This window comes from Sphaerisporangium rufum (assembly GCF_016863395.1).
GTDB lineage: Bacteria > Actinomycetota > Actinomycetes > Streptosporangiales > Streptosporangiaceae > Sphaerisporangium > Sphaerisporangium rufum.
Map to the genome: position 1 here is coordinate 56,322 of NZ_BOOU01000014.1, position 23,057 is coordinate 79,378.

Genomic DNA, 23,057 nt, shown 5'->3' on the forward strand with positions numbered 1-23,057 from the left:
AGGTTGCGTTTCCAGCATAGGTCGGCCCGTTCCGGGCGAGCATCGTTCCATGGCGGAACCTCACCAGGGTGAAAGGCGAAGCCCCCGTAGCGGTCGCGCTACGGGGGCTTCGTGCGAGGGCTTCAGCTGCCGGAGGAGCGGAGCGTCCGTTCCCTCCGGGCGGCCGGGTCAGTGGCCGCCGTGGAACTCGGCGCCGTCGTTGTCCACCCGGGCCGGCAGGATCAGCGCGGTGACGATCACGATCAGCGACAGCGCCGCGCCGACGATGAACGCCATCCGCATGCCGCCGAGAGCGGCCAGCACGTCGGTCGCCCCGGTGGACCGAAGTGCGTCGGCGCGGGCGCCCATGACGGTGATGACGAGCGCGGTACCGATGGCCGCGGCGACCTGCTGCAGCGTGCTCAGGATCGAGCTCGCGTGCGGGTACAGCGGCGGCGGGACCGAGCCGAGGGCCAGGGTGAACAGCGGGGTGAAGCTCGCGGCCAGGCTCACCATCAGCAGCGCGTGCATCCCGAGCAGCTGCCAGAACGGCATGGTCATGGTGACCTGGGTGAAGCCGGTCAGCGAGAGGGCGATGCCGATGGCGCCCGGGATGACCAGGACGCGGCCGCCGAACCGGTCGAACAGCCGGCCGACGCTCGGGCCGAGCAGGCCCATCGCCAGGCCGCCGGGCATCACCAGCAGGCCGGTCTGCAGCGGGCTGAGCCCGCGGATGTTCTGCAGGTAGATCGGCAGCAGGATCATCGAGCCGAGCATCGCCATGAAGGCCACGCACATCATGATCAGCGCCACGGTGTAGGTGCGGTGGCGCAGCGTGCGCAGGTCCAGCAGCGGCACGCCGCGCTTCTGCAGCACCAGCTGACGGACGACGAAGACCGCGATGATGGCCGCGCCCGCCGCGACGATCGTGGAGGCCAGGCCGACCTCGCCGCCCTCGAACCGGCTGAGCCCGTAGACCAGGGTGCCGAAGCCGAGCGCGGCGGTCACCACGCTGACCCAGTCGATGGTGCTGTACTGCGGCTCGCCGACGTTCTTCAGCTGCCGCAGCCCGCCCCAGGTGATCAGACCGGCGATGGGCAGCACCACGACGAACAGCAGCCGCCAGGAGCCGAACTGCAGGATCAGCCCGGAGACCGTCGGCCCCATCGCGGGCGCGACCGAGATGGCCAGGCTGACGTTGCCCATCACCCGGCCGCGGTCGGTCGGGGGGACCACCTGCATCAGCGTCGTCATCAGCAGCGGCATCATCACCGCGGTGCCGGACGCCTGGACGATGCGCGCGCCCAGCAGCACCGCGAACGTCGGGGCGACCGCGGCGAGCGCGGTGCCGAGCAGGAACAGGCCCATCGCGGTGGCGTACGCGTGGCGGGTGGACACCCGTTGCAGGAACCACCCCGTGATCGGGATCACGGCGGCCATGGTGAGCATGAAGGCGGTGGAGAGCCACTGCGCGCTCTGCTCGGTGATGTTCAGCGACACCATCAGTCGTGGAATCGCGTTCACCATGATCGTCTCATTGAGGATCACGACGAACGTGGCCAGCACCAGCAGGCGGATCACCGGCGGAGTACGACCCTTGACGGGGGTTTCGGGCTTGGCGGGGGAGTCGAGCACTGGGCTGGACACGGTACCTCGATCGGGGTGGTGGGACATGACGTGGGAGTGTGTCCGGCCGTCACGGCCGGGCGACGTACAACAAGTCGTGGTCATGCAAGACTGACGGGCACCACCGACAAAACTCATCGTTCGCCCCCAGCATTCCGACAATCGCCCCCGGATTCACCAGGTTTTCGGCTCTGGCGCGATCCGCGGAGGTACGATCGTCCGCTTCTGGGATGATATGTCGTGATCATCGCCGCCGCGCACTGTGGCGAACGTCACGCTCCCGGCGGAGCGGGGGACGCTCACTCCTGGCCGGTGCGGGACGTGGCGCGCCCGGCGCCCGGGGACCGTGGGTCTCTGGGCGCCGGGCGGCCGGTTGGGGCCGGGGTCAGGCGCCGGCGGCGGCCGGGACCGGGCAGTGCTCCCGGATGAGCGTCTCGGCCGTGCTGACCGCGACCCTGGCGGGGCCGTCGGGGCCGAGGGCCGCCGCGCTCACGTACAGCCCGCCGATGACGAGCATGAGTGCGTCGGCCAGGTCATCCGGACGCTCGGCGCCGGCCTCCATGCCCAGGACGCGTAGCCGGTCGCGCATCCGGCGCAGGTGCGCCAGTGCCTCCCGCCGTCCCGGGTGGTCGTCGTCGCGGAACTCCAAGGACGTGTTGTAGAAGACGCAGCCGTGGAAGCCGGGAGAGCGGGCGCTCTCCGCGGTGAGCTCGACGAGCGCGAACAGCCGCCGCACCGGGTCACCGGTGTGCCGGTCGATCGCATCCTCGGCGATTCGCCACCACTCTTCGTCGCTCTCCCGCAGCCAGGCCGCGACGAGCTCGTCCTTGCTGGGGAACTCCCGGTACAGCAGGCTCTTCCCCAGGCCGGTCTCGTCGATGACCTGTTGCATCCCCACGGCACGCACGCCGTGATCCCGGAACAGGCGGGAGGCGACCAGCATGATGCGCCGGCGGGTGCCGGGCGCTGGCGTTCTCGCCACTCCATGACTCCTTTCGCTCCGTGTGTCTCCCCGCCTCGACACGTGTCGTTGACAGCTCCTCCAGCCTACGCTAAAAATGGACCGACTGGTCCGGGACCGACCGGTCCAAAAAGCGAAGCATGGATCGGAGTGTGAAAATGACGGAGACATCCTCGGCCGCGCGGGCCGCCACGCGCGATCTCCCGTCGCACGTCGGGAGCCGGATCAGGAACGCCGGCCTGCTGCTCGCGGTGGTCTGCGCGGTGCAGTTCCTCGACGCGATGGACATCGCCAGCATGGGCCCGGCGCTGCCGCTGGTGCAGCAGGAGCTCGGCATGTCGCCCGACACCCTGCAGTGGGTGGTCAGCGCCTACGCGTTAGGCTTCGGCGGCTTCCTGCTGCTCGGCGGCCGGCTGGCCGACCTGTTCGGCCGCAAGAAGCTGCTGATCGGCTGGCTCGCGGTGTTCGTGGTGGCGAGCTTCGTGGGCGGCCTCACCGACGGCAGCCTGGTGCTGGTCGTCGCGCGGCTGCTCAAGGGCATCAGCGCCGGCTTCACCGCCCCGGTCGCGATGGCCATCCTGCTGGACGCCTTCCGCGACCCGGACGCGCGCAACAAGGCACTCGGCACCTTCCTCGCCATCGTGTCGGCCGGTTACTCCCTCGGCCTGGTGCTCGGCGGCGTGCTGGCCGAGATCTCCTGGCGGCTGGTGCTGTTCCTGCCGTCGGTGGTCGGCCTGCTGGTGATCGTGGCGGCGATGGTGGCGGTGCCGGCGGATCTGCCGCGCGAGAGCAACGGGCAGCGCATCGACATCCTGGGCGCGATCACCGTCACCGGCGGCGCGGTCGGGCTGGTGTACGCGGTCAGCCGGGCCTCGGTCGTCGGCTGGGGCGACGGGCTCACCCTCGGCTCGCTCGCCGTCGCGGCGGTGCTGCTGGCGCTGTTCCTGGTGGTCGAGCGGACCCACCCCACCCCGCTGGTGCCTCTGACGATCTTCAGGCGGCCCCAGCTGTCCCGGGCGAACTTCTGCATGCTGATGTTCGGCGCCTACGTCGGCTTCCAGTTCGTCCTCACCCTGTACTACCAGGACGTGCTCGGCTGGTCCCCGCTGCAGGCCGGCCTGGCCTTCCTGCTCGGCGGCGTGCTCACCGCGGCCACCGCGCGCTTCGGCGCCGCGGCGGTCACCCGGTACGGCGCCTGGCCGGTGGCCTTCACCGGGCTGGCGATGCTGGCGGTGGGCTACCTGGCCTGGGTGCTGCTGATCGGCAAGGTGGACCCGATCGTCATCCTGCTGGTGCAGCAGCTGCTCGGCGGCTTCGGCTTCGCGGCCGCCTACCCCGCGCTGAACATCGCCGCGGTCGGCTCGGCCCGCGAGGACGAGCAGGGCCTGGCCTCCGGCCTGTTCAACGCGGCCTCGCAGGTCGGCACCGGCATCGTCATCGCGGTCATCGCGACCATGCTCGGCGTCTTCGCCGACGGCGGGCTCGGCGGCTACCGGGCCGGCCTGTGGACCGTCACCGCCATCACCATCCTCATCACCGCGGTCGCCGCGGCGGGGATGGTCCGATATCGGCGCCGCGTCACCGCCTGAGCGTCTGGGAGGGGAAGCGGCTGCGCTAGATGTGCCCGGCGACGGTCCCCGCCCGTCGCCGGGCACCCTGCTTTGACGGGCGGGGCGGCGTTCCCGGCCGGGCCCGTCCGGCGAACCGGCGGGCCCGGCCCGGGAACCGGCGCGGCAAAGGGGCCGCACCCATTCGCGGGCCGTGCGGAGCGAATGGGAAGGCGTGATCGCCATTTATTTGAGGTTGGCTGAGAAATCAGATATCCGGCGTCCGTTGTCATCGGGTTACCCGGCCTGAGCTGGGCGTTTCACCGGGCGGGCTGCCGGATCCGCCGGATGGATGGCCGGCGGCTAATGAAGTTCCATATTTGGACATTTCCTTCATAGCGGGGCGGTCTGGACAGCCTGTGGGCCGCATGCTAGATTTAAGCCGTAATTATTTTATATTCGTACCGGCGTATAAGTATACGGATAAATGCCGATTACCCGGGAGGGGCGTTTCCGTGATGGGCGGCGCGCGCGAGAGAAAGGAGCGGGGTATTTTTCCCGGTGGTAATCCGATCGGATGAACTGGCGTTTGCGGGGAGCAATCATGTTGGCCTTTTCGATCCTAGGTTCCATTGAGATTCGCAGCGATGACCAACTCGTCCGCCTCGGCGGGACGATGCAGCAGACCCTGCTGGCGACGCTGCTGGTGTCGGGCGGCACGCTCGTCACCGTCGACTCCCTGATGGAGGAGCTCTGGGGCACCACTCCGCCGGCCAAGGTGGAGAACGCCCTGCAGGCCCAGGTGAGCCGATTAAGGCGCAGCCTGTGCCGGCTGGAGCCCGGCCGGGAGTCGCGGCTCACCACCAGCGTCTCGGGCTACGTCCTGGCCGTCGACCGCGGCGAGCTGGACGCCTGGCGGTTCCTGAACGCGGTGGGCACGATCCGGGCCCGGGTGGAGAGCGGGCTGCGCCGCGACCTGCGCACCGAGATCGCCGAGTTGCGCGAGGCGCTGGCCCTGTGGCGCGGCCCGGTCTACGGCGGCCTGGTCGGCGGGCCGCTCTGCCAGACCGCGGCCGGCAAGTACCGGGAGGCGCGCAACGCCGCCCTGGCGCTGCTCTACCAGCTGGAGCTGGACGACGGCGGGCACGCCAAGGTGCTGCCCGAGCTCACCGAGCTGTTCGCGCAGAACCCGTTGCAGGAGCAGTTCTGCAAGCTGCTGATGATCTCGCTCTACCGGTCCGGCCGGCAGATCGACGCGCTGAACGTCTACCGCAGGTTCCATCGCCGGCTGACCGACAACCTCGGCATCGAACCCTCACCGGCGCTGCGCCGGTACGAGCAGGCCATCCTCAACCACGACCCGATCATGATGTACGGCGACGAGCACGCCGCCGTCACCGTCCCGCCGCCCGTCACCGTCCCGGCCCCCGTACCGGCCGCGCATGGCGAGCGTCCGGTCCGCCGGGCGCCCCAGCCGGTGCTCGCGCGCTGACCGGCCGGTCCCGGCCGACCGCCCGCCGGGACCGCCCGCCCGATCCCGAGGGGTGGCGCCCGCCCCGCGCCGCCCCTCTTCGCCGCCCGCCCCCGCGCCGCCCGCCCCGTGCCGTCCCTCCGTGCCGTCCCTCCGTGCCGTCCCTCCGTGCCGTCCCTCCGTGCGGCACCGGGCGTGCTCCCCCTACCGCACCCCGTCCGGCCGGCCGCCGGGGCGCGTCCGCACGACGGGAGATGTGCCGCACTTGGCCTCATACCACCATGAAAGGGTCCGGCTGGAGTGCCGTTCCCGCCGGTGATGGCTGAGGAGCATTGGTATGCCGACCTTTCTTGGTTCCCTGCGCAGGCTCGTGCTGACGCCCTCGCTGGCCGAGGTCACCTTCGCCGAGCGGGGCTTCCCGGTGACCCCGAGCGAGGCGACCCGCCGGCTGGAGGCCATTCCCCAGTCGGTCATCACCGGCTTCGAGTGGGCGATCGACGCGCGTGACCTGTGGGAGGTCGAGCGCCGGCTGGCCATGGTGGACCCGGAACTGCGCGGCTTCGCCTACGAGGGCGCGACGATGGGGTTCACCGTGCTGGACGCCATGGGCCGCGGCCGGCGGCACTGGACCCGCGACCTGCTGATGGGCTCCGGGCAGCCGCACATCTTCCTGACCTACATCGGCATCGGGTTCGCCATGGCCCGGCTGCCCCGGCCGCTGTGGAAGAAGATCATGCCGGACCTGACCGGGTCGGCGTACTACCCCACGATGAGCTGGCTGGCGGTGGACGGCTACGCCTTCGACCGCGCCTACTTCGAGACCGCGCGGTACGTCGACCGGCAGCGCCCGCTGGACCCCTACCCGTGGGAGGGGCGGGCCGACTACTTCACCCGCGCCTGTGACCAGGGCATCGGCCGGGCGCTGTGGTTCATCCACGGCGGCCTGGTGGACGATGTCGCGTCCCGGGTGCGCGGCTTCGCCGCCGGGCGGCGGGCCGACCTGTGGAGCGGGGTCGGGCTGGCCGCCACCTTCGCCGGCGGCGCGGGTCCCGAGGCGCTGGCCGTGCTGCGCCGCGAGAGCGGCGAGCACTACGCCGAGCTGGCCCAGGGCTCGGTGTTCGCCGCCAAGGCGCGGCACTTCGCCGGCCACGTTCCCCGGCACACCGAGGTCGCGCTGTCGGTGCTGGCCGACCTGTCGGTGGACGGCGCCGTCGCGCTGGCCGACGCCACCGCGGTGGACAAGGCCGCGGGCGAGGTGCCGGCGTACGAGTTGTGGCGCGGCGGGGTGCGCGCCCACTTCGCGCCGTCCACCGTCCGCCAGCCGGCCTGAGCCCTCCCGCCGGCCGGCCCAGCCCCCGACGGCCGGTCTGAACCGCCCGGCCGGCCGGCCTGAACCGCCCGGCGGGCGCATGGACGCGGCGGCGCCGCGCCGGGTGACCGGCGGGCCGCCACTCTCGGTTCGGGAAAGAGCGGGCGCCGGGATTTCCGGACGGCCCGCCGTCCGGCGTGCCATCGCGCCGTTCAACCGGGCGCCTTTATCGCGGCTTGCTCGAATTATCCGGCGTTTCCGCTGAGCACGACCGAAGTGGATTCACATCCGCGACATATGGCTTGATTTAACCACAGACCGTCCCGATGACAAGGGAAAACTCCGGGGAGGGAGAGGTGTTTTGGCCAGCGGTCTACGGGCGCTCAGACGCCGCATAATCACGCCGAACGTCCGGGAGACGAAACTCCAGACCCGCGGCTTCCACGAAAAGAGCCCGCAGGCGCGCGAGCTGCTGGAGACGGTGGGCGAGATGTTCCTCACCGGCTACGCCTACGCGGCCGAGGCGCGCACCCCGGCCGAGGCCGAGGAGCGGCTGGAGGCCATCCCGCCCCGGTGGCGCGGCTTCGCCTACGAGGGCGCGGGCATGGCGTTCGGCATCCTGGACGCGACGCCGCTGTCCACCGGCCGCAAGGTCGAGGGGTTCCTCGCCCGGCCCGGCGGCGACGCCCAGGTCTACCTCGTCTACGTCGGGGTGGGCTGGGCGATGGCCCGGCTGCCCAGGTTCCTGTGGTCCCGGCTGCACCTGCCCGACCCGCTGCTGCGCTGGCTGGCGCTGGACGGCTACGGCTTCCACCAGGCCTACTTCCGCACCCGGCAGTACGTGCACGAGCAGTACCAGGACCCGCACTTCCCGTGGCCGGCCGACGGCCCGCCCGGGTACGCCAACCGGGCGATCGACCAGGGCATCGGGCGGGCGCTGTGGTTCGTCGGCGGCACCGACCCCGACCGGGTGGCCTCGATGATCGAGCGGTTCCCCGAGTCGCGGCGGGCCGACCTGTACGCCGGCACCGGGCTGGCCGCCACCTACGCCTGTGGCGCCGACGAGGCGGAGCTGCGCGCGTTCCGCGACCGGGCCGGCCCGTACCGCGGCCAGCTCGCCCAGGGGTCGGCGTTCGCCGCCGAGGCCCGGGTGCGCCCCGGGCTGGTGGTGCCCGCCACCGAGACCGCGACCCGCGTGCTGTGCGGCCTGCCGCCCGAGCAGGCGGCGCGGGTCAGCAACCAATCACGTCCCGACCAGCCGATCCAGGGTGATGTGCCGGCCTACGAGGTGTGGCGGCAGCGCATCGCCGACCAATTCGTTTCTTTTGGAGGTGTTAGCCCGTGACTGCGACCCTTGGCTGGCTGCGCAGGCAGCTACCGGGAATCGTCGCCCTCGTGCTGGTCACGAGCGTCTTCTTGATCGCCCGGCTGCCCTCGTACTCCGCGGCCGAGACCGCCGACCTGGCGTCCAAGTACTCGTTCAAGCCCTTGTCCATCGCGCTGCCAAGCGGATACAAGCAGCAGACGATCCGCAAGGTGAACAAGGACTACACCCACATCGACGCCTGGATCTCCTCGGTCGGCGCGGCCATCGCGATGAACGACCTGGACGGCGACGGGCTGTCCAACGACCTGTGCCTGGTGGACACCCGCATCGACCAGGCCGTCATCACCCCGGCCCCCGGCGTGGGCGCCGGACGGTACGCGCCGTTCGCCCTCGACCCCTCCGCGCTGCCGGTCAACGACCACATGGCGCCGATGGGCTGCGTCCCGGGTGACTACAACGAGGACGGCCGGCTGGACCTGCTGGTCTACATGTGGGGCCGCACGCCCATCGTGTACCTGGCCAAGACCGGGGCGGCCAAGCTGGACGCCGCCGCCTACCAGGCCACCGAGCTGGTGCCCGGCCCGAACTCCACCGGCGGCGTCTACACCGGCGCGCAGTGGAACACCAACGCCGCGACGGTCGCCGACTTCGACGGCGACGGCCACGACGACATCTTCATCGGCAACTACTTCGCCGACGGCCCGGTGCTGGACTCCACGGTCAGCGGCGGCGTGCACATGAACCACTCGATGTCGAACGGCCACAACGGCGGCACCGACCACTTCTTCCGCTGGACCGGCGCGAGCGCCGGCGACAGCCCGGCGGTCAGCTACCAGAAGCTGGACAACGTGCTGCCCGACGCCGCCTCCCGCGGCTGGGAGCTCGGCGCCTCGGCGACCGACCTGGACGGCGACCTGCTGCCCGAGCTGTACCTGGCCAACGACTTCGGCCCGGACCGGATGTTCTACAACCGCTCCACCCCCGGGCACATCAAGCTGTCCCCGGTCGAGGGCGTCCGCTCGCCGATCATCCCCAAGTCCAAGACCGTCGGCCACGACTCCTTCAAGGGCATGGGCGTCGACTTCGGCGACCTGAACCACGACGGCCTGTACGACATGTTCGTCAGCAACATCACCACCTCGTGGGGCATCGAGGAGAGCAACTTCCAGTTCATGGCGACCGCCAAGAACCAGGGCGACATGCGCGCCAAGCTGCGCGAGGGCGTCGCCCCGTTCAAGGACGAGAGCGCCGCGGCGGGCACCGCCTGGTCCGGCTGGGGCTGGGACATCAAGATCGAGGACTTCAACAACGGCGGCGAGCCGGCGATCGCGCAGGCCACCGGCTTCGTCAAGGGGCAGATCGACCGCTGGCCGCAGCTGCAGGAGCTGGCCACCGCCAACGACCAGCTGCTGCAGAACCCGTTCTGGTGGCCGAACGCCAACGCCGGTGACGACATCGGCGGGCACCAGACGCTGCACTTCTTCGTCAAGGGCCCCGAGGGCCGCTACGTCGACCTGGCCCGCGAGCTCGGCCTGGCCGTGCCGGTGCCGACCCGCGGCATCGCCACCGGCGACGCCGACGGCGACGGCCGGCTGGACTTCGCGGTCGCCCGGCAGTGGGAGGAGCCGGTGTTCTACCAGAACCAGAGCCCGGCCACCGGCGCCTACCTCGACCTGAAGCTCGTCCGCGACACCCCCGCCGCCGAGGGCGCGCTGCCCGCGGCCGGCTCGCCGGTCACCGGTGCCCAGGTGTGCGCCAAGACCCCCGACGGCCGGATGTACGTCGGCCGGGTCGACGGCAGCAGCGGCCACTCCGGCCGGCGCACCACCGACGTCCACCTCGGGCTCGGCCAGAACGTCACCGGCCCGATCCCGGTCAAGATCAACTGGCGGGACCGTAACGGCCAGGCCCACGAGCAGGAGCTCCAGCTCGCCCCCGGCCGCCACACGCTCGTCCTCGGTAGCACGGCCAAGGAGAAGTGATCCACATGGCTGAGAACAAGCCCAGCGCCCCACCGCGCCACGACCCCAAGGTCATCACCGCGCTGCGCAACTTCGCGATCTCCATCACGGTGTTCAACATCGTCGGCTACACCCTGCTCGGCTTCGAGCAGCCGTGGACCTGGCCGTTCGCCGCGCTGGCCACCGGCTACGCCACCGAGCTCGGCCTGGAGTGGATCGGCGCCAAGGTCGAGGGCCGCGCGCCCCGGTACGCCGGCGGCGGCCTGAAGGGGCTGGTGCAGTTCCTGTACCCGGCGCACATCACCAGCCTGGCGATGAACATGCTGATCTACGTCAACGACCAGATCCTGGTGCTGCTGTTCGGCGTGACCGTCGCGGTCGGCGCCAAGTGGGTGCTGCGCGCCCCGGTCAAGGGCCGGATGCGGCACTACATGAACCCGTCGAATTTCGGCATCGCGGTCATCCTGCTGGTCTTCCCGTGGGCCAGCATCGCCCCGCCGTACCACTTCACCGAGAACGTCGACACCTGGATCGACTGGCTGGTGCCCTGCATCATCATCCTCGGCGGCACGATGCTCAATGGCAAGCTCACCAACCGGATGCCACTGATCATGGGCTGGGCCGGCGTGTTCGTCCTCCAGGCCGTCGTGCGCGGGATCTTCTTCGACACCTCCATCCCCGCCGCGCTCGGCATGATGACCGGCGTCGCCTTCGTGCTCTACAGCAACTACATGGTCACCGACCCGGGCACCAGCCCGTCGCGGCCCGCATCCCAGGTGGTCTTCGGCGGCAGCATCGCCCTGCTGTACGGGGTGCTCACCGCGGTGCACATCTCCTACGCCCTGTTCTTCGCCACCGCCGGCATCTGCGCCATCCGCGGCGGCTTCTTCTGGGGCCTGCACTTCGTCAACAAGGCCCGCGAGCAGCGCGAGCGCGAGGCCGCGCTGCGCGCCGTCGCGGAGCTGCCCATCGAGAAGGCTCCGGCCGCCGGGAAAGAGGTCGCGACCGTATGAGCAGGATCGCGATCGTCGGCATGGCGTGCCGCTACCCGGACGCCGCCTCGCCACGGGAGCTGTGGGAGAACGCTCTCGCCGGCCGCCGCGCGTTCCGCAGGCTGCCCGACGTGCGGATGCGGCTGGACGACTACTGGAACGCCGACCCGGCGCACCCCGACACCTTCTACGCCCGCACCGCCGCGGTCATCGAGGGGTACGAGTTCGACCGGCTGGGCTACCGCATCGCGGGCAGCACCTACCGGTCGACCGACCTCACGCACTGGCTCGCGCTGGACATGGCCGGGCTGGCGCTGGCGGACGCCGGGTTCCCCAAGGCCGAGGGCCTGCCCCGCGAGCGCACCGGCGTGGTGGTCGGCAACACGCTGACCGGCGAGTTCACCCGGGCCAACGTGATGCGGCTGCGCTGGCCGTACGTGCGCCGCACGGTGGGCGCCGCGCTGAAGGAGCAGGGCTGGGACGACGACCGGCTGGCCACCTTCCTGGCCGGCCTGGAGGAGACCTACAAGAGCCCGTTCCCCTCCATCGACGAGGACACCCTGGCCGGCGGCCTGTCCAACACCATCGCCGGCCGGATCTGCAACCACTTCGACCTCAACGGCGGCGGCTACACCGTCGACGGGGCCTGCTCCTCCTCGCTGCTGTCGGTGACCACCGCCTGCAAGGCGCTCATCGACGGCGACGTGGACGTGGCGCTGGCCGGCGGGGTGGACCTGTCCATCGACCCGTTCGAGATCGTCGGCTTCGCCAAGACCGGCGCGCTGGCCAAGGGCGAGATGCGGCTGTACGACCGCCGCTCCAACGGCTTCTGGCCCGGCGAGGGCTGCGGCATGATCGTGCTGATGCGCGAGGAGGACGCGGTCGCCGGCCGGCACCGCGTCTACGCGACCATCGCCGGCTGGGGCATCTCCTCCGACGGCAAGGGCGGCATCACCCGCCCGGAGGTCAGCGGCTACAAGCTCGCGCTGCGCCGCGCCTACGAGCGGGCCGGGTTCGGCATCGAGACCGTCGAGCTGTTCGAGGGACACGGCACCGGCACCGCGGTCGGCGACGCCACCGAGCTGACCGCGCTGTCGCAGGCCCGCGCCGAGGCCGACCCCACCGTGGGGCGGGCGGCGGTCACCTCCATCAAGGGGATGATCGGGCACGCCAAGGCCGCGGCGGGCATCGCCGGCCTGATCAAGGCGGCGATGGCGGTGCACGAGCAGGTGCTGCCGCCGGCCATCGGCTGCGTGGAGCCGCACGACGTGCTCACCGACGAGTCGGCGAAGCTGCGCGCGCTGCGCAAGGCCGAGCCGTGGCCGGACGGCGCCCCGGTGCGGGCCGGCATCACCGCGATGGGCTTCGGCGGCATCAACACCCACGTCGTGCTGGAGAAGACCGGGCCGCGGCGGCGGGTGCCATCCCGGACCCGGATGCTGGCCGGCGCGCTGCAGGACGCCGAGCTGCTGCTCGCCGACGCCGGTTCGCCGGAGGAGCTGCGCGGGCGGCTCGCCGAGCTGGCCGGCTTCGTCCCGGCGGTGTCCTACGCCCAGCTCGCCGACCTGGCGGCCACGCTGCGCGGCGAGCTGCGCGACCTGCCCTGGCGGGCCGCCGTGGTGGTCACCTCCCCCGAGGACGCCGAGAAGCAGCTGGCCAAGCTGGTCGAGGCGCTGGACGCGGGCAGCACCCGGGTGCTGGCCGCCGACGGCCGCGCCTTCCTCGGGCACGCCGACGGCCCCGGCCGGGTCGGGTTCCTGTTCCCCGGGCAGGGCTCGGGCCGCGGCACCAGCGGCGGCGCGCTGCGCCGGCGCTTCGCCGAGGTCGAGGAGATCTACCTCCAGGCCGGCCTGCCCACCGGCGGCGACATGGTGGCCACCGCGGTCGCCCAGCCGCGCATCGTCACCGGCTCGATGGCCGGTCTGCGGGCCCTGTCGCTGATCGGGGTGGAGGCCGAGGTCGCGGTCGGCCACAGCCTCGGCGAGCTGTCGGCCCTGCAGTGGGCCGGCGCGCTGACCGAGGAGGCGCTGCTGCGGCTGGCCGCCGCGCGCGGCGAGGCGATGACCCGGCACAGCGCCTCGGGCACCATGGCGGGCGTGCGCGCCACGCCGGACACGGTGACCGAGCTGACCGGCGACCTGCCGGTGGTGATCGCCGGCTACAACGGCCCGGAGCAGACCGTCGTCGCCGGGCCGGTGGACGCGATCGAGGAGTTCGGCGCCCGCGCCACCGCGGCCGGGGTCAAGTGGACCCGGCTGGCGGTGTCGCACGCCTTCCACTCGCCGCTGGTCGCCCCGGCCGCCGAGGCGTTCGGCGAGCACCTGGCCGGCGAGGAGTTCGGCCCGGTCGGCCGGCAGATCGTCTCCACGGTCACCGGCGAGGTGCTGCAGCCCGACACCGACCTCCCCGCGCTGCTCGGCCGGCAGATCACCGCGCCGGTGCAGTTCACCCAGGCGGTGGAGGTCGCGGCCAAGGACATGGACCTGCTGGTCGAGGTCGGCCCGGGCCGGGTGCTCAGCACGCTGGCCGCGTCGGTCACCGACGTGCCCGCCATCGCGCTGGACACCGACGACGAGTCGATCGCCGGGCTGCTGCGGGTGGCCGGCGCCGCGTACGTGACCGGCGTGCCGGTCGCGCACGAGGAGCTGTTCCACGGCCGGCTGGTCCGGCCGCTGGCGGTCGGCACCGAGTTCTCGTTCTTCCAGAGCCCGGTGGAGCAGGCCCCGACGGTCACCATCGAGGGCGTGGTCGTCCGGCCGGAGGCGCCGGCCGCCGAGGCCCCCGCGACGGCCGGACCGGCCACCGCCGGAGCCCCGGAGTCGAGCATCGACCTGCTGCGCCGGCTGGCCGCCGAGCGGGCCGAGCTGCCGCTGGAGATGGTCGGCGCCGACAGCAGGCCGCTGGACGAGCTGCACCTCAGCTCGGTCACCGTCATGCACATCATCGACCAGGCCACCCAGAAACTGGGCGTGCCCGCCTCGCACGCGCCGACCAACCTCGCCACCGCGAGCCTGCGCGAGCTGTCGGAGGCGCTGGACGCGCTGGCCGCCGACGCCTCGGCCGCCGGGAACGCCGCCCCGGCCGTGGTGGCCGGTGCCGCGCCGTGGGCGCGGGCGTTCGCCGTCGACGCCGACGTGCTGCGCCTGCCCGCCCGCACCTCCCCGCAGGAGAACGGCCGGTGGCGGCTGTACGCGCCGGGCGGCTCGCCGCTCGCCGAGCCGCTGCACCAGGCGCTGGAGAGCGGCAAGGTCGGCTCGGGCATCGTGGTGGTGCTGCCGGCCGGCTGCGCCGAGGAGCACCTGGCGCAGGCGCTGGAGGCCGCCAAGGTGGCGGCCGGCGCCGAGGCGGGCACCCGCTTCGTCGTCGTCCAGCACGACCGTGGCGCGGCCGGCCTGGCCAAGACGCTGCAGCTGGAGGCGCCGCACCTGCGCACCACCATCGTGCACGTGCCGGCCACCCCGGCGGCGGTGGACCTGGTGGTGGCCGAGGTGGCGGCGACCACCCGGTTCGCCGAGGCGTTCTACGACGAGGCCGGCACCCGCCGGGTGCCGACCATGCGGGCCCTGCCGGTCGGCGCGCCGCGGATCGAGCAGCCGCTCGGCTCCGGCGACGTGCTGCTGGTCACCGGCGGCGGCAAGGGCATCACCGCCGAGTGCGCCCTGGCGGTGGCCCAGGACACCGGCGCGGCGCTGGCCGTCCTCGGCCGGTCCGACCCGGCCGGCGACCCCGAGCTGGCCGCCAACCTGCGGCGGATGGCCGACGCCGGTGTCACCGTGCACTACGCGCGGGCCGACGTCACCGTCGCCGGCCAGGTGCGCGCGGCCGTCGCCGAGCTGGAGTCCGCGCTCGGCCCGGTCACCGCCGTGCTGCACGGCGCCGGGCGCAACGAGCCCGGCGGCATCACCACGCTGGACGCCGCCGCGTTCCGTCGCACCTTCGCCCCGAAGATCGACGGCCTGCGCAACGTGCTCGCCGCGGTCGACGAGTCCCGGCTGCGGCTGCTGGTGTCGTTCGGCAGCATCATCGGCCGGGCCGGGCTGCACGGCGAGGCGCACTACGCCACCGCCAACGACTGGCTGGCCGACCTCACCCGCGAGGTGGGGGAGCGCAACCCCGGCTGCCGCGCCATCTGCATGGAGTGGTCGGTCTGGTCCGACGTCGGCATGGGCGAGCGCCTTTCGGTGGTGGACGGCCTGGCCCGCAAGGGCATCTCGCCGATCTCCCCCGAGCAGGGCGTGCGGATCATGCGGCGGCTGGTCGCCGACCCGGACGTGCCGCCGGTCGTGGTGATCAGCGGGCGCACCGAGGGCATCGACACGGTGCGCTACGACCTGCCGGAACTGCCGCTGCTGCGGTTCGTCGACAAGCCGCTGGTGCGCTACCACGGCGTCGAGCTGGTCACCGAGGCCGAGATGAGCGCCGGCACCGACCTCTACCTGGCCGACCACCTGCTGGACGGCAACCTGCTGTTCCCCGCGGTGTTCGGCATGGAGGCCATGGCCCAGGTGGCCGCGGCCGCCACCGGGCACCAGGCGGCACCGGTGATCGAGGACGCCGAGTTCCTGCGGCCGATCATCATCCCGCCGGAGGGCAGCACCGCGATCCGGATCGCCGCCACCGTCGTCGACGACGGCACCGTCGCGGCGGCCATCCGCAGCGCGGAGACCGGCTACGAGGTCGACCACTTCCGGGCCACCCTGCGCTACACCGGCGAGCCGGCCCCGCAGGGCGCCCCGGACCAGGCCGGCGACGGCCTGCCCGCGGTGCCCCTGGACCCGCGGACCGAGATGTACGGGGACGTGCTGTTCCAGGGCGGCCGGTTCCACCGGCTGCGCCGCTACCACCGGGCCGCGGCCCGGCACGTCGACGCCGACGTGGCGGCGGAGGCGTCCGGCGACTGGTTCGCCGGCTTCCTGCCCGGCGGGCTGCTGCTGGCCGACCCGGGCATGCGCGACGCCCTCATGCACGGCAACCAGGTCTGCGTGCCGGACGCCACCTTGCTGCCCACCGGGATCGAGCGCATCCACTCGGCGGGCACCACCGCCGAGGGCACCGGCGAGCTGCGCTACTGCGCCACCGAGCGGTCCCGCGACGGCGACACCTACCTGTACGACATCGCGGTGCGCGACGCCGGCGGGCAGGTCGTCGAACGCTGGTCGGGGCTGCGGCTGCAGGCGGTGCGCAAGAAGGACGGCCGCGGGCCGTGGGTCGCCCCGCTGCTCGGCTCCTACCTGGAGCGGACGCTGGAGGACCTGACCGGCGTGCGGGCCGCGGTGGCGGTCGAGCCGTACGACCCGGCCGCCGGCGACGCCGGTGCCCCCGACGCGCGGCGGGCCCGCGCGGCAGTCGCCGCCGGCCGCGCGGTCGGCCGGCCGGTCGACGCCGCCGGGCTACCGGACGGCGTCAACGAGCTCGCCGGCACCGGCACCGCCGCCGTCGCGCACGGCGCCGGGCTCACCCTGTGCGTCGTGGCGCCCGGCACCACCGGCTGCGCGGTCGCCGCGGTCACCGCGCGCACCGAGGAGCAGTGGGGCCAGGAACTCGGCCCGCACGCCGCGCTCGCCGGGGAGATCTCGGCGCGCACCGGCGAGGGGCCGGACACCGCCGGCGCCCGGGTGCTGGCCGCCGCCGCCTGCCTGGCCGGCGCCGGATCGCCCGACACCGCCCCGATCACCGCCACCGAGGCGGGCCGGGGCCCCTGGGTCGTGCTCGCCGCCGGCGGCGTGCGCGTCTCGACGCTGGTCACGACCCTCCGGGACGCCCCGGAGCCCGTCGTGCTCGCCATCCTCACCGAAGGGCGGTCGTAGGCCATGGGCAAGTACTACGAATACCTGCACACGGTCGGCTTCGAAGAGACCAACATCGTGGGCAACGTCTACTACGTCAACTACCTGCGCTGGCAGGGACGCTGCCGGGAGATGTTCCTCAAGCAGCGGGCCCCGGAGGTCCTGGCCGACCTGCAGGACGACCTGAAGCTGTTCACCCTCAAGGTGGACTGCGAGTTCTTCGCCGAGATCACCGCGTTCGACGAGCTGTCCATCCGGATGCGCCTGGTCGAGCTGGGCCAGACGCAGGTCGAGTTCAGCTTCGACTACGTCCGGCTGGACCCCGGCGACCGCGAGACGCTCATCGCCCGCGGCCGGCAGCGGGTGGCGTGCATGCGCGGGCCCAACACCCGCACCGTCCCCGCCAGGGTGCCCGACGCCCTGGCCGAGGCGCTCGAACCGTACGCCGCGTAGCCGCGCGCCGGACCGGAAGCCAGGAGGACAGCGTTGGACGTCGACAATTCCACAACCGTCCGCCCGGTGGCGGACGCCAGGTCGCTGCGGCGGGCGTTCGGGACCTTCGCCACCGGGGTCACCGTGGTCACGACGGGCGGGGACACCCCGCACGCCATGACCGCCAACTCCTTCACCTCGGTGTCGCTGGACCCGCCGCTGGTGCTGATCTGCGTCGACCGCGGCGCGGTGATGCACCGGTGCCTCACCGAGACGGGCTACTTCGGGGTGTCGGTGCTCGCCGCCCACCAGGAGGACGCGGCCCTGCACTTCGCCAACCGCTGGCGGACGCTCGGCGCGGCGCAGTTCGACGACGTCGACTGGCTGCCCGGCGGGCTGACCGGGGTGCCGTTGCTGGACGGCACCCTGGCCAGCTTCGAGTGCGAGCTGTGGCGCACCTATGACGGCGGCGACCACACCATCTTCATCGGCAAGATCCTCACCTTGCACCAGCAGACCGACCGGGACGCGCTGCTCGTCTTCAAGGGCAAGTTCCGGCAGCTCAGCCCGGACTGGAGCGAGGTGCCCGCGTGACACTCACCGGTGCCAAGGCATCCGCCCGGCCGTCCTCCGACGGCCGGCGGGTGCCGCCCGGCCCGTCCCCATGGGCGGCGCCGGGCCTGTTCCGCAAGCTGGCCGGCGACCGGCTGGCGCTGATGGCGCTGGCCGCGACGTACGGCGACGCGGCCCGGCTGTCCATCGGGCCGAAGAAGCTGTACTTCTTCAACCACCCCGACCACGCCAAGCACGTGCTGGCCGACAACAGCGGCAATTACCACAAGGGCGTCGGCCTGGTGCAGGCCCGCCGCGCCATCGGCGACGGCCTGCTCACCAGCGAGGGCGAGCTGTGGCGCAAGCAGCGCCGCATGATCCAGCCGGTGTTCCAGAACAAGCGGATCTCCCGGATGGACGGCATCATCGCCGCCGAGGCGGCGGCCATGGTCGACCGGCTACGCTCGCGCGTCGGCGGCGAGCCGGTCGACGTGGTGCAGGAGATGACCGCGCTCAGCCTGGGCGTGCTCGGCCGCACCCTGCTGGACGCCGACCTCGGCGCGTTCGGCACGATCGGCCACTCGTTCGAGGCGGTGCAGGACCAGGCCATGTTCGAGCTGGTCACGCTCAGCAAGGTGCCGATGTGGGTGCCGCTGCCCCGGCAGCTGCGCTTCCGCCGGGCCCGCGCCGAGCTGCAGCGCATCGTCGACCACCTGGAGGCCGACCGGCTGGCCCGCGGCGCGGACGGGGACGACGTGGTCTCCCGGCTGATCGCCTCGACCCGGCAGGAGGCCGACCCGCTGGTCGGCCGGCGGCGCATGCGCGACGAGCTGGTCACCCTGCTGCTCGCCGGGCACGAGACCACCGCCAGCACGCTGGCCTGGACGTTCCACCTGATCGACGGGCACCCCGAGGTCCGGGAACGGCTGCACGCCGAGGCCGTCGAGGTGCTCGGCGACCGGCTGCCCGAGCACGGGGACCTGCACCGCCTGCGGTACACCGCGATGGTGGTGGAGGAGGTCATGCGCCTGTACCCGCCGGTGTGGATGCTGCCGCGCGAGGCCCAGGGCGAGGACGAGGTGGGCGGCTACCACGTGCCGGCCGGCGCCGACGTGCTGATCAGCCCGTACACCCTGCACCGGCACCCGGCGTTCTGGGAGCGTCCCGACGCGTTCGACCCCGAGCGGTTCGACCCCGACCGGCCGTCCGGCCGGCCCCGGTACGCCTACATCCCGTTCGGCGCCGGACCGCGGTTCTGCGTCGGCAACCACCTCGGCATGATGGAGGCCACCTTCGTCATCGCCATGGTGGCCCGCGAGCTGCGGCTGGCCACGGTGCCCGGCCAGCGGGTCGTCCCCGAGCCGATGCTGTCGCTGCGGGTGAAGGGCGGCCTGCCGATGACCGTGCACGCCGCGCGCTGACCCCGGCCACGACCCGAGCCCGCCCCCTCGGCCGGAGGGGGCGGGCTCGACGGTTCTGCCGGTTCTGGGGGTTCTGCCGGTTCCGCCGGGTGGGCGGTGCCGGGCGGTGGCCCGCGGACGACCTACCGCGCCCGTGCCGGCCGCAATTCTGGACGGACGCGGCCGGCCGGATTCCGGGGGAGGAGCGCGGAGGGGCGCGGGCGGCGGGATCAGTGGACGAGCTCGGCGGGCTCGGGGGCCCGGGCCGGCAGCACGTCGCGCAGCGCCAGCAGTACCGGCGGGTCGAGCGGGCGCATCGGGCGCAGCCGCAGATCGGCGACGGCGGTGCCGGCGCCCGGGCGCACGGTGATCGGCCCGAGCCGGCCGACGCAGACGCCGCCGTCCGCGCCCGCCGGCAGGTGGTCGGCGTCCTCGAAGCCGTCGGCCACCGACCGGGCGATCAGGTGCCACTCGCCGGGCGGGACGTCCGGCAGGACGTAGGGGCCGGGTTCCGACAGCACGGTGTACCGCACCGGCCGGCCCTCCAGGATCCGGTCGGGGAACAGCCCGGCGAAGATCGGCCGGTCCGCCAGCGGGGAGAAGATGGCGCCGCGCACCGTGGTGGTCCCGCCGTCGCCGGTCGTCTCGCCCCACCGGTCGATGATGATCTGCGGCGCCGCGGTCCGCAGCTGCCGGTACTTGGTCGGCGAGAGGCCGACGCTGCTGGTGAACCGGGAGCTGAAGGTGCCGACGCTGGAGTAGCCGACCCGGTGGCTGATGTCGGTGACGGTCAGCGAGGTCGAGGCGAGCAGCCGCTTGGCCTCCTGCAGCCGGACCGCGGAAAGGAAACGGCCCGGTGAAAGTCCGGTGACCCGCTGGAATACCCGGGAGAAATGGAACTTGCTGAACATCGCCGTACGGGCCATGTCATTGATCGTCAATTGCTCGCCGAGATTCTCGTGCATGCTTTTCACGACCCTGAGCACTGCCTGCTCGATGGCGTTCTCCATTGCTCCCCCCGTGCGTTGGAAGGGTGGTGAGAATTGACCCCGAATCGACACGGGAGATCCCTTCATCACGAGCCTCCGTCATCCTTCGCGCCGCACGGCGGCCGATGGGTCCCACGCGGGCCATGGTGTGCAAACCGGGAGGAACGGCGCTAGGCGCCGGCGCGTCCACGGCACTCGGCCACGTCATCAGAATTGGGTGCAGTGCCCTTCCCCGACAACCCCTATCCGCCCCCAGCCTGCGGATATACCTTTCGTCCTGGGGATGGCCGGCCGGGGTATTCCGGCCGTCCTCCCGGCCTCGGCAATAGGACGGCCGCCGCCGGGCGGCGGGTATCCGGAGGTCGGCGCGCCGGGCCGGCGCCGGCGTGCGGCGCGGGCGGCCGCAAAGCAACTCAGAAGATGCGGCGGCGACGGCCCGGAACGAACCATGAACGGGTCGGCAGTCGACCGAGACGGACGAGGAAACGCCTATGCGACCGGCAACCGCAGACCCAGATCAGGCCGTGACGATGACCCTGGAGGCGTTCGCGGACACGATCATCCCCGGGGAGAGGCGCTCGCCGGACGACCGGGCCGTGGCCGGCGCGGCCGCCGGCGGCGGAGCGGTGGCGGCCGGTGCCCTCGAACTGCTGCGCTGGGACGCCACCGGGCTGCACGACAGCCTGGACGGGTTCGCGACCGCGCTGGACGGGCACGCCCGGGCGTACGCGGCCGAGACCGGCCTGACGCTGGACGAGACGGTCCCGCCGTTCGTCGCGCTGGCGTTCGCCGACCGCACCGAGCTGGTCCGGCGGATCACCACCCCCGGCCACCCGGAGAAGGCGCTGTGGGTCAGCCTCGCGCTGTTCTGCAACATGGCGTTCGACTCGGCCGCCCACATGCACACCGCCGACGCGCTGGCCGCCGGCCACCCCGGCCTGACCGCCCTCGGCATCACGCCGCCCGACCCCGACGGGCGCTGGCGCTTCCCGCGGTTCGGCTACGGCCGGCCGCTGGCCCGCCTGCACCCCGACACGACGCCCTCAGGGAGCCCGGCATGAGCAGCACCGAACGCACCGACGTCCTGGTCGTCGGCAGCGGCTTCGGCGGCGCGATCACCGCCTACCACCTGGCCGCCGGCGGCGCCAAGGTGGTCGTGCTCGAGCGCGGGCCCTGGCTGACCGCCCCGGACTTCGACCACGACTTCAAGCTCGGCTCGTCCTACACCCGGGCCTTCGACTTCGTCGTCGGCGAGGGCATGAGCATCCTCGGCGGCAACTGCGTCGGCGGCGGCAGCGTCGTGTACTTCGCCGCCATGCCGCGCGCGCCGCGCTTCGTCTTCGAGCGGCACGGCAGCATCGGGCGGCGCATGTGGCCGGCCGCGGTCAGCCGCGACACCCTGGACCCCTGGTACGACCGGGTCGCCGAGTCCATCTCCATCACCCAGCAGGGCTGGCAGGACGTCACCTACGCCGGCGGGCTGTGGGCGGCGGCCTGCGACCACGCGGGCCGCACCGCCAACCCGGTCCCGGCCGCGGTGGACCTGTCCAAGTGCACCAACTGCAACTGGATGATGGCCGGCTGCCACTTCGACGCCAAGCAGTCGCTGCTGCTCAACTACCTGCCGGCCGCCGTCGCGCACGGCGCGGAGATCCGCCCGCTGCACGAGGTGCAGCAGATCTCCCGTACCGGCGACGGCGGCTACCGGGTGCACTACGACGTCATGGACGCCGAGGACTACCGGCTGCGCGGCGAGTCCGGCACCATCGACGCCAAGATCGTCGTGCTGGCCGCCGGCGCGGGCGCCACCCCGGTCATCCTGCAGCGCAGCGAGCAAACCCTGGGGAAGATGCCGCACGCGGTCGGCCGCTACTTCTCCGGCAACGGCGAGCGGCTCAACACCGCCATCCTCAACGAGGACAAGGTGCGCGAGGTGCTCGGCCTCACCCGGGAGGACGGCCTGGGCTACGCGGCCAACCAGATCGGCAAGGGACCGGTCGTGGCCAGCTGGGACCGGCTGGACGGCTCGCTGCCGGAGTACACCCGCTACTCGCTGGAGCAGCTGTACTTCCCGCCCGGCCTCGGCACCATCCTCGCCGAGGTGCCCGGCGCGACCGGCCCGAGCTGGTTCGGCGTGGACAAGAAGGAGATCCTCAAGCGCTGGCAGTCCTGGCTGATCATCTTCCAGATGATCGAGGACGACAACGAGGGCGTCTTCGGCCCGCCGCCCGCCAAGGGCAACGCTGACCGGCTCTCCCAGCAGATGCTGGGCGTCGGCCGGCTCAAGTACGACCCGCGGCCGAGCACCCTGCGCGCGTGGGCGATGGCCGACGCCGAGGTGAAGGACATCCTGGAGCGCGACGGCATCGCCGAGGTCGCGGCGTGGACCAACGACGTCGTCGGCGCCTACACCGTGCATCCGCTGTCGTCCTGCCGCATCGGCGACGACCCGGCCACCTCCGCGCTGGACGACCGGCACGAGCTGCGCGGCCACCCGGGCATCTTCGTCACCGACGGCTCGGCGGTGCCCGGCGCCCTCACCGTCAACCCGGCTATGACCATCTCGGCGCTCGCCGAGCGGGCCGTCCCGGGCATCGTGCGGGCCGCCCAGGAGCGCGGCGTCGAGGTCACCTACGGCGCCCCCGCCCCCGGCGGCGGCACCAGCGGCCGCCGGGGCGTCACCCCGCTGCTGCCCACCCTCACCCGCTAGCCGCCCGGCCGGCCG

15 protein-coding genes are annotated in these 23,057 nt (G+C 72.7%); 12 read left to right on the forward strand and 3 right to left on the reverse strand.

The genetic code is table 11. The features are described 5' to 3' along the window. Nucleotides 1–168: 168 nt before the first annotated feature. A complete protein-coding gene (locus Sru01_RS05870) occupies nt 169–1,626 on the reverse strand; it encodes an MDR family MFS transporter (protein WP_239136982.1) in 1,458 nt (485 codons plus the stop codon). A 364-nt stretch (nt 1,627–1,990) separates the two neighbouring features. Next, nucleotides 1,991–2,587 carry a TetR/AcrR family transcriptional regulator gene (locus tag Sru01_RS05875; RefSeq protein ID WP_203982832.1) on the reverse strand — a complete coding sequence of 199 codons (597 nt, stop codon included), beginning with the start codon at nt 2,585–2,587 and terminating at the stop codon, nt 1,991–1,993. Nucleotides 2,588–2,724: 137 nt separating this feature from the next. Between Sru01_RS05875 and Sru01_RS05880 the strand changes: the two genes are divergently transcribed. The 10 genes from Sru01_RS05880 (at nt 2,725) to Sru01_RS05925 (ending at nt 19,364) form a co-directional block, all read left to right on the forward strand. Continuing rightward, nucleotides 2,725–4,155 (forward strand): MFS transporter, encoded by a 1,431-nt coding sequence (locus tag Sru01_RS05880; RefSeq protein ID WP_203982833.1) that lies wholly within the window; start codon nt 2,725–2,727, stop codon nt 4,153–4,155. A 634-nt stretch (nt 4,156–4,789) separates the two neighbouring features. Further along, nucleotides 4,790–5,605, forward strand: coding sequence for an AfsR/SARP family transcriptional regulator (locus Sru01_RS05885; protein WP_203982834.1), 816 nt, complete (start codon nt 4,790–4,792; stop codon nt 5,603–5,605). A 316-nt stretch (nt 5,606–5,921) separates the two neighbouring features. Then, nucleotides 5,922–6,914 (forward strand): DUF1702 family protein, encoded by a 993-nt coding sequence (locus Sru01_RS05890; protein WP_203982835.1) that lies wholly within the window; start codon nt 5,922–5,924, stop codon nt 6,912–6,914. A gap of 340 nt (nt 6,915–7,254) precedes the next feature. Then, nucleotides 7,255–8,238 (forward strand): DUF1702 family protein, encoded by a 984-nt coding sequence (locus tag Sru01_RS05895; protein WP_203982836.1) that lies wholly within the window; start codon nt 7,255–7,257, stop codon nt 8,236–8,238. Further along, complete coding sequence (locus Sru01_RS05900; RefSeq protein ID WP_203982837.1) at nt 8,235–10,202, forward strand: CRTAC1 family protein; 1,968 nt, start codon at nt 8,235–8,237, stop codon at nt 10,200–10,202. The genes Sru01_RS05895 and Sru01_RS05900 overlap by 4 nt, the downstream gene beginning before the upstream one ends. 5 nt (nt 10,203–10,207) lie before the next feature. Next, a complete protein-coding gene (locus Sru01_RS05905; RefSeq protein ID WP_203982838.1) occupies nt 10,208–11,194 on the forward strand; it encodes an enediyne biosynthesis protein in 987 nt (328 codons plus the stop codon). Further along, a complete protein-coding gene (locus Sru01_RS05910; protein WP_203982839.1) occupies nt 11,191–16,980 on the forward strand; it encodes a type I polyketide synthase in 5,790 nt (1,929 codons plus the stop codon). Before Sru01_RS05905 ends, Sru01_RS05910 begins: the two co-directional genes overlap by 4 nt. A 3-nt stretch (nt 16,981–16,983) precedes the next feature. Further along, complete coding sequence (locus Sru01_RS05915; RefSeq protein WP_203982840.1) at nt 16,984–17,412, forward strand: acyl-CoA thioesterase; 429 nt, start codon at nt 16,984–16,986, stop codon at nt 17,410–17,412. A gap of 33 nt (nt 17,413–17,445) precedes the next feature. Then, complete coding sequence (locus tag Sru01_RS05920) at nt 17,446–17,985, forward strand: flavin reductase family protein (protein WP_203982841.1); 540 nt, start codon at nt 17,446–17,448, stop codon at nt 17,983–17,985. Further along, nucleotides 17,982–19,364, forward strand: coding sequence for a cytochrome P450 (locus Sru01_RS05925; protein WP_203982842.1), 1,383 nt, complete (start codon nt 17,982–17,984; stop codon nt 19,362–19,364). The genes Sru01_RS05920 and Sru01_RS05925 overlap by 4 nt, the downstream gene beginning before the upstream one ends. Nucleotides 19,365–19,573: 209 nt before the next feature. On the opposite strand, the gene Sru01_RS05930 is transcribed toward Sru01_RS05925, so the two are convergent. Then, on the reverse strand, nt 19,574–20,353 hold the full coding sequence (locus Sru01_RS05930; RefSeq protein WP_203982843.1) for a helix-turn-helix transcriptional regulator: 780 nt from the start codon (nt 20,351–20,353) through the stop codon (nt 19,574–19,576). A 509-nt stretch (nt 20,354–20,862) separates the two neighbouring features. On the opposite strand from Sru01_RS05930, the gene Sru01_RS05935 reads away from it, so the two are divergent. Next, the gene (locus tag Sru01_RS05935; protein ID WP_239136998.1) at nt 20,863–21,393 is read left to right on the forward strand and encodes a DUF5987 family protein; all 531 of its coding nucleotides are present in this window, start codon (nt 20,863–20,865) and stop codon (nt 21,391–21,393) included. Further along, the gene (locus Sru01_RS05940) at nt 21,390–23,042 is read left to right on the forward strand and encodes an FAD-dependent oxidoreductase (protein ID WP_203982845.1); all 1,653 of its coding nucleotides are present in this window, start codon (nt 21,390–21,392) and stop codon (nt 23,040–23,042) included. Before Sru01_RS05935 ends, Sru01_RS05940 begins: the two co-directional genes overlap by 4 nt. The last annotated feature ends 15 nt before the right edge of the window (nt 23,043–23,057 follow it).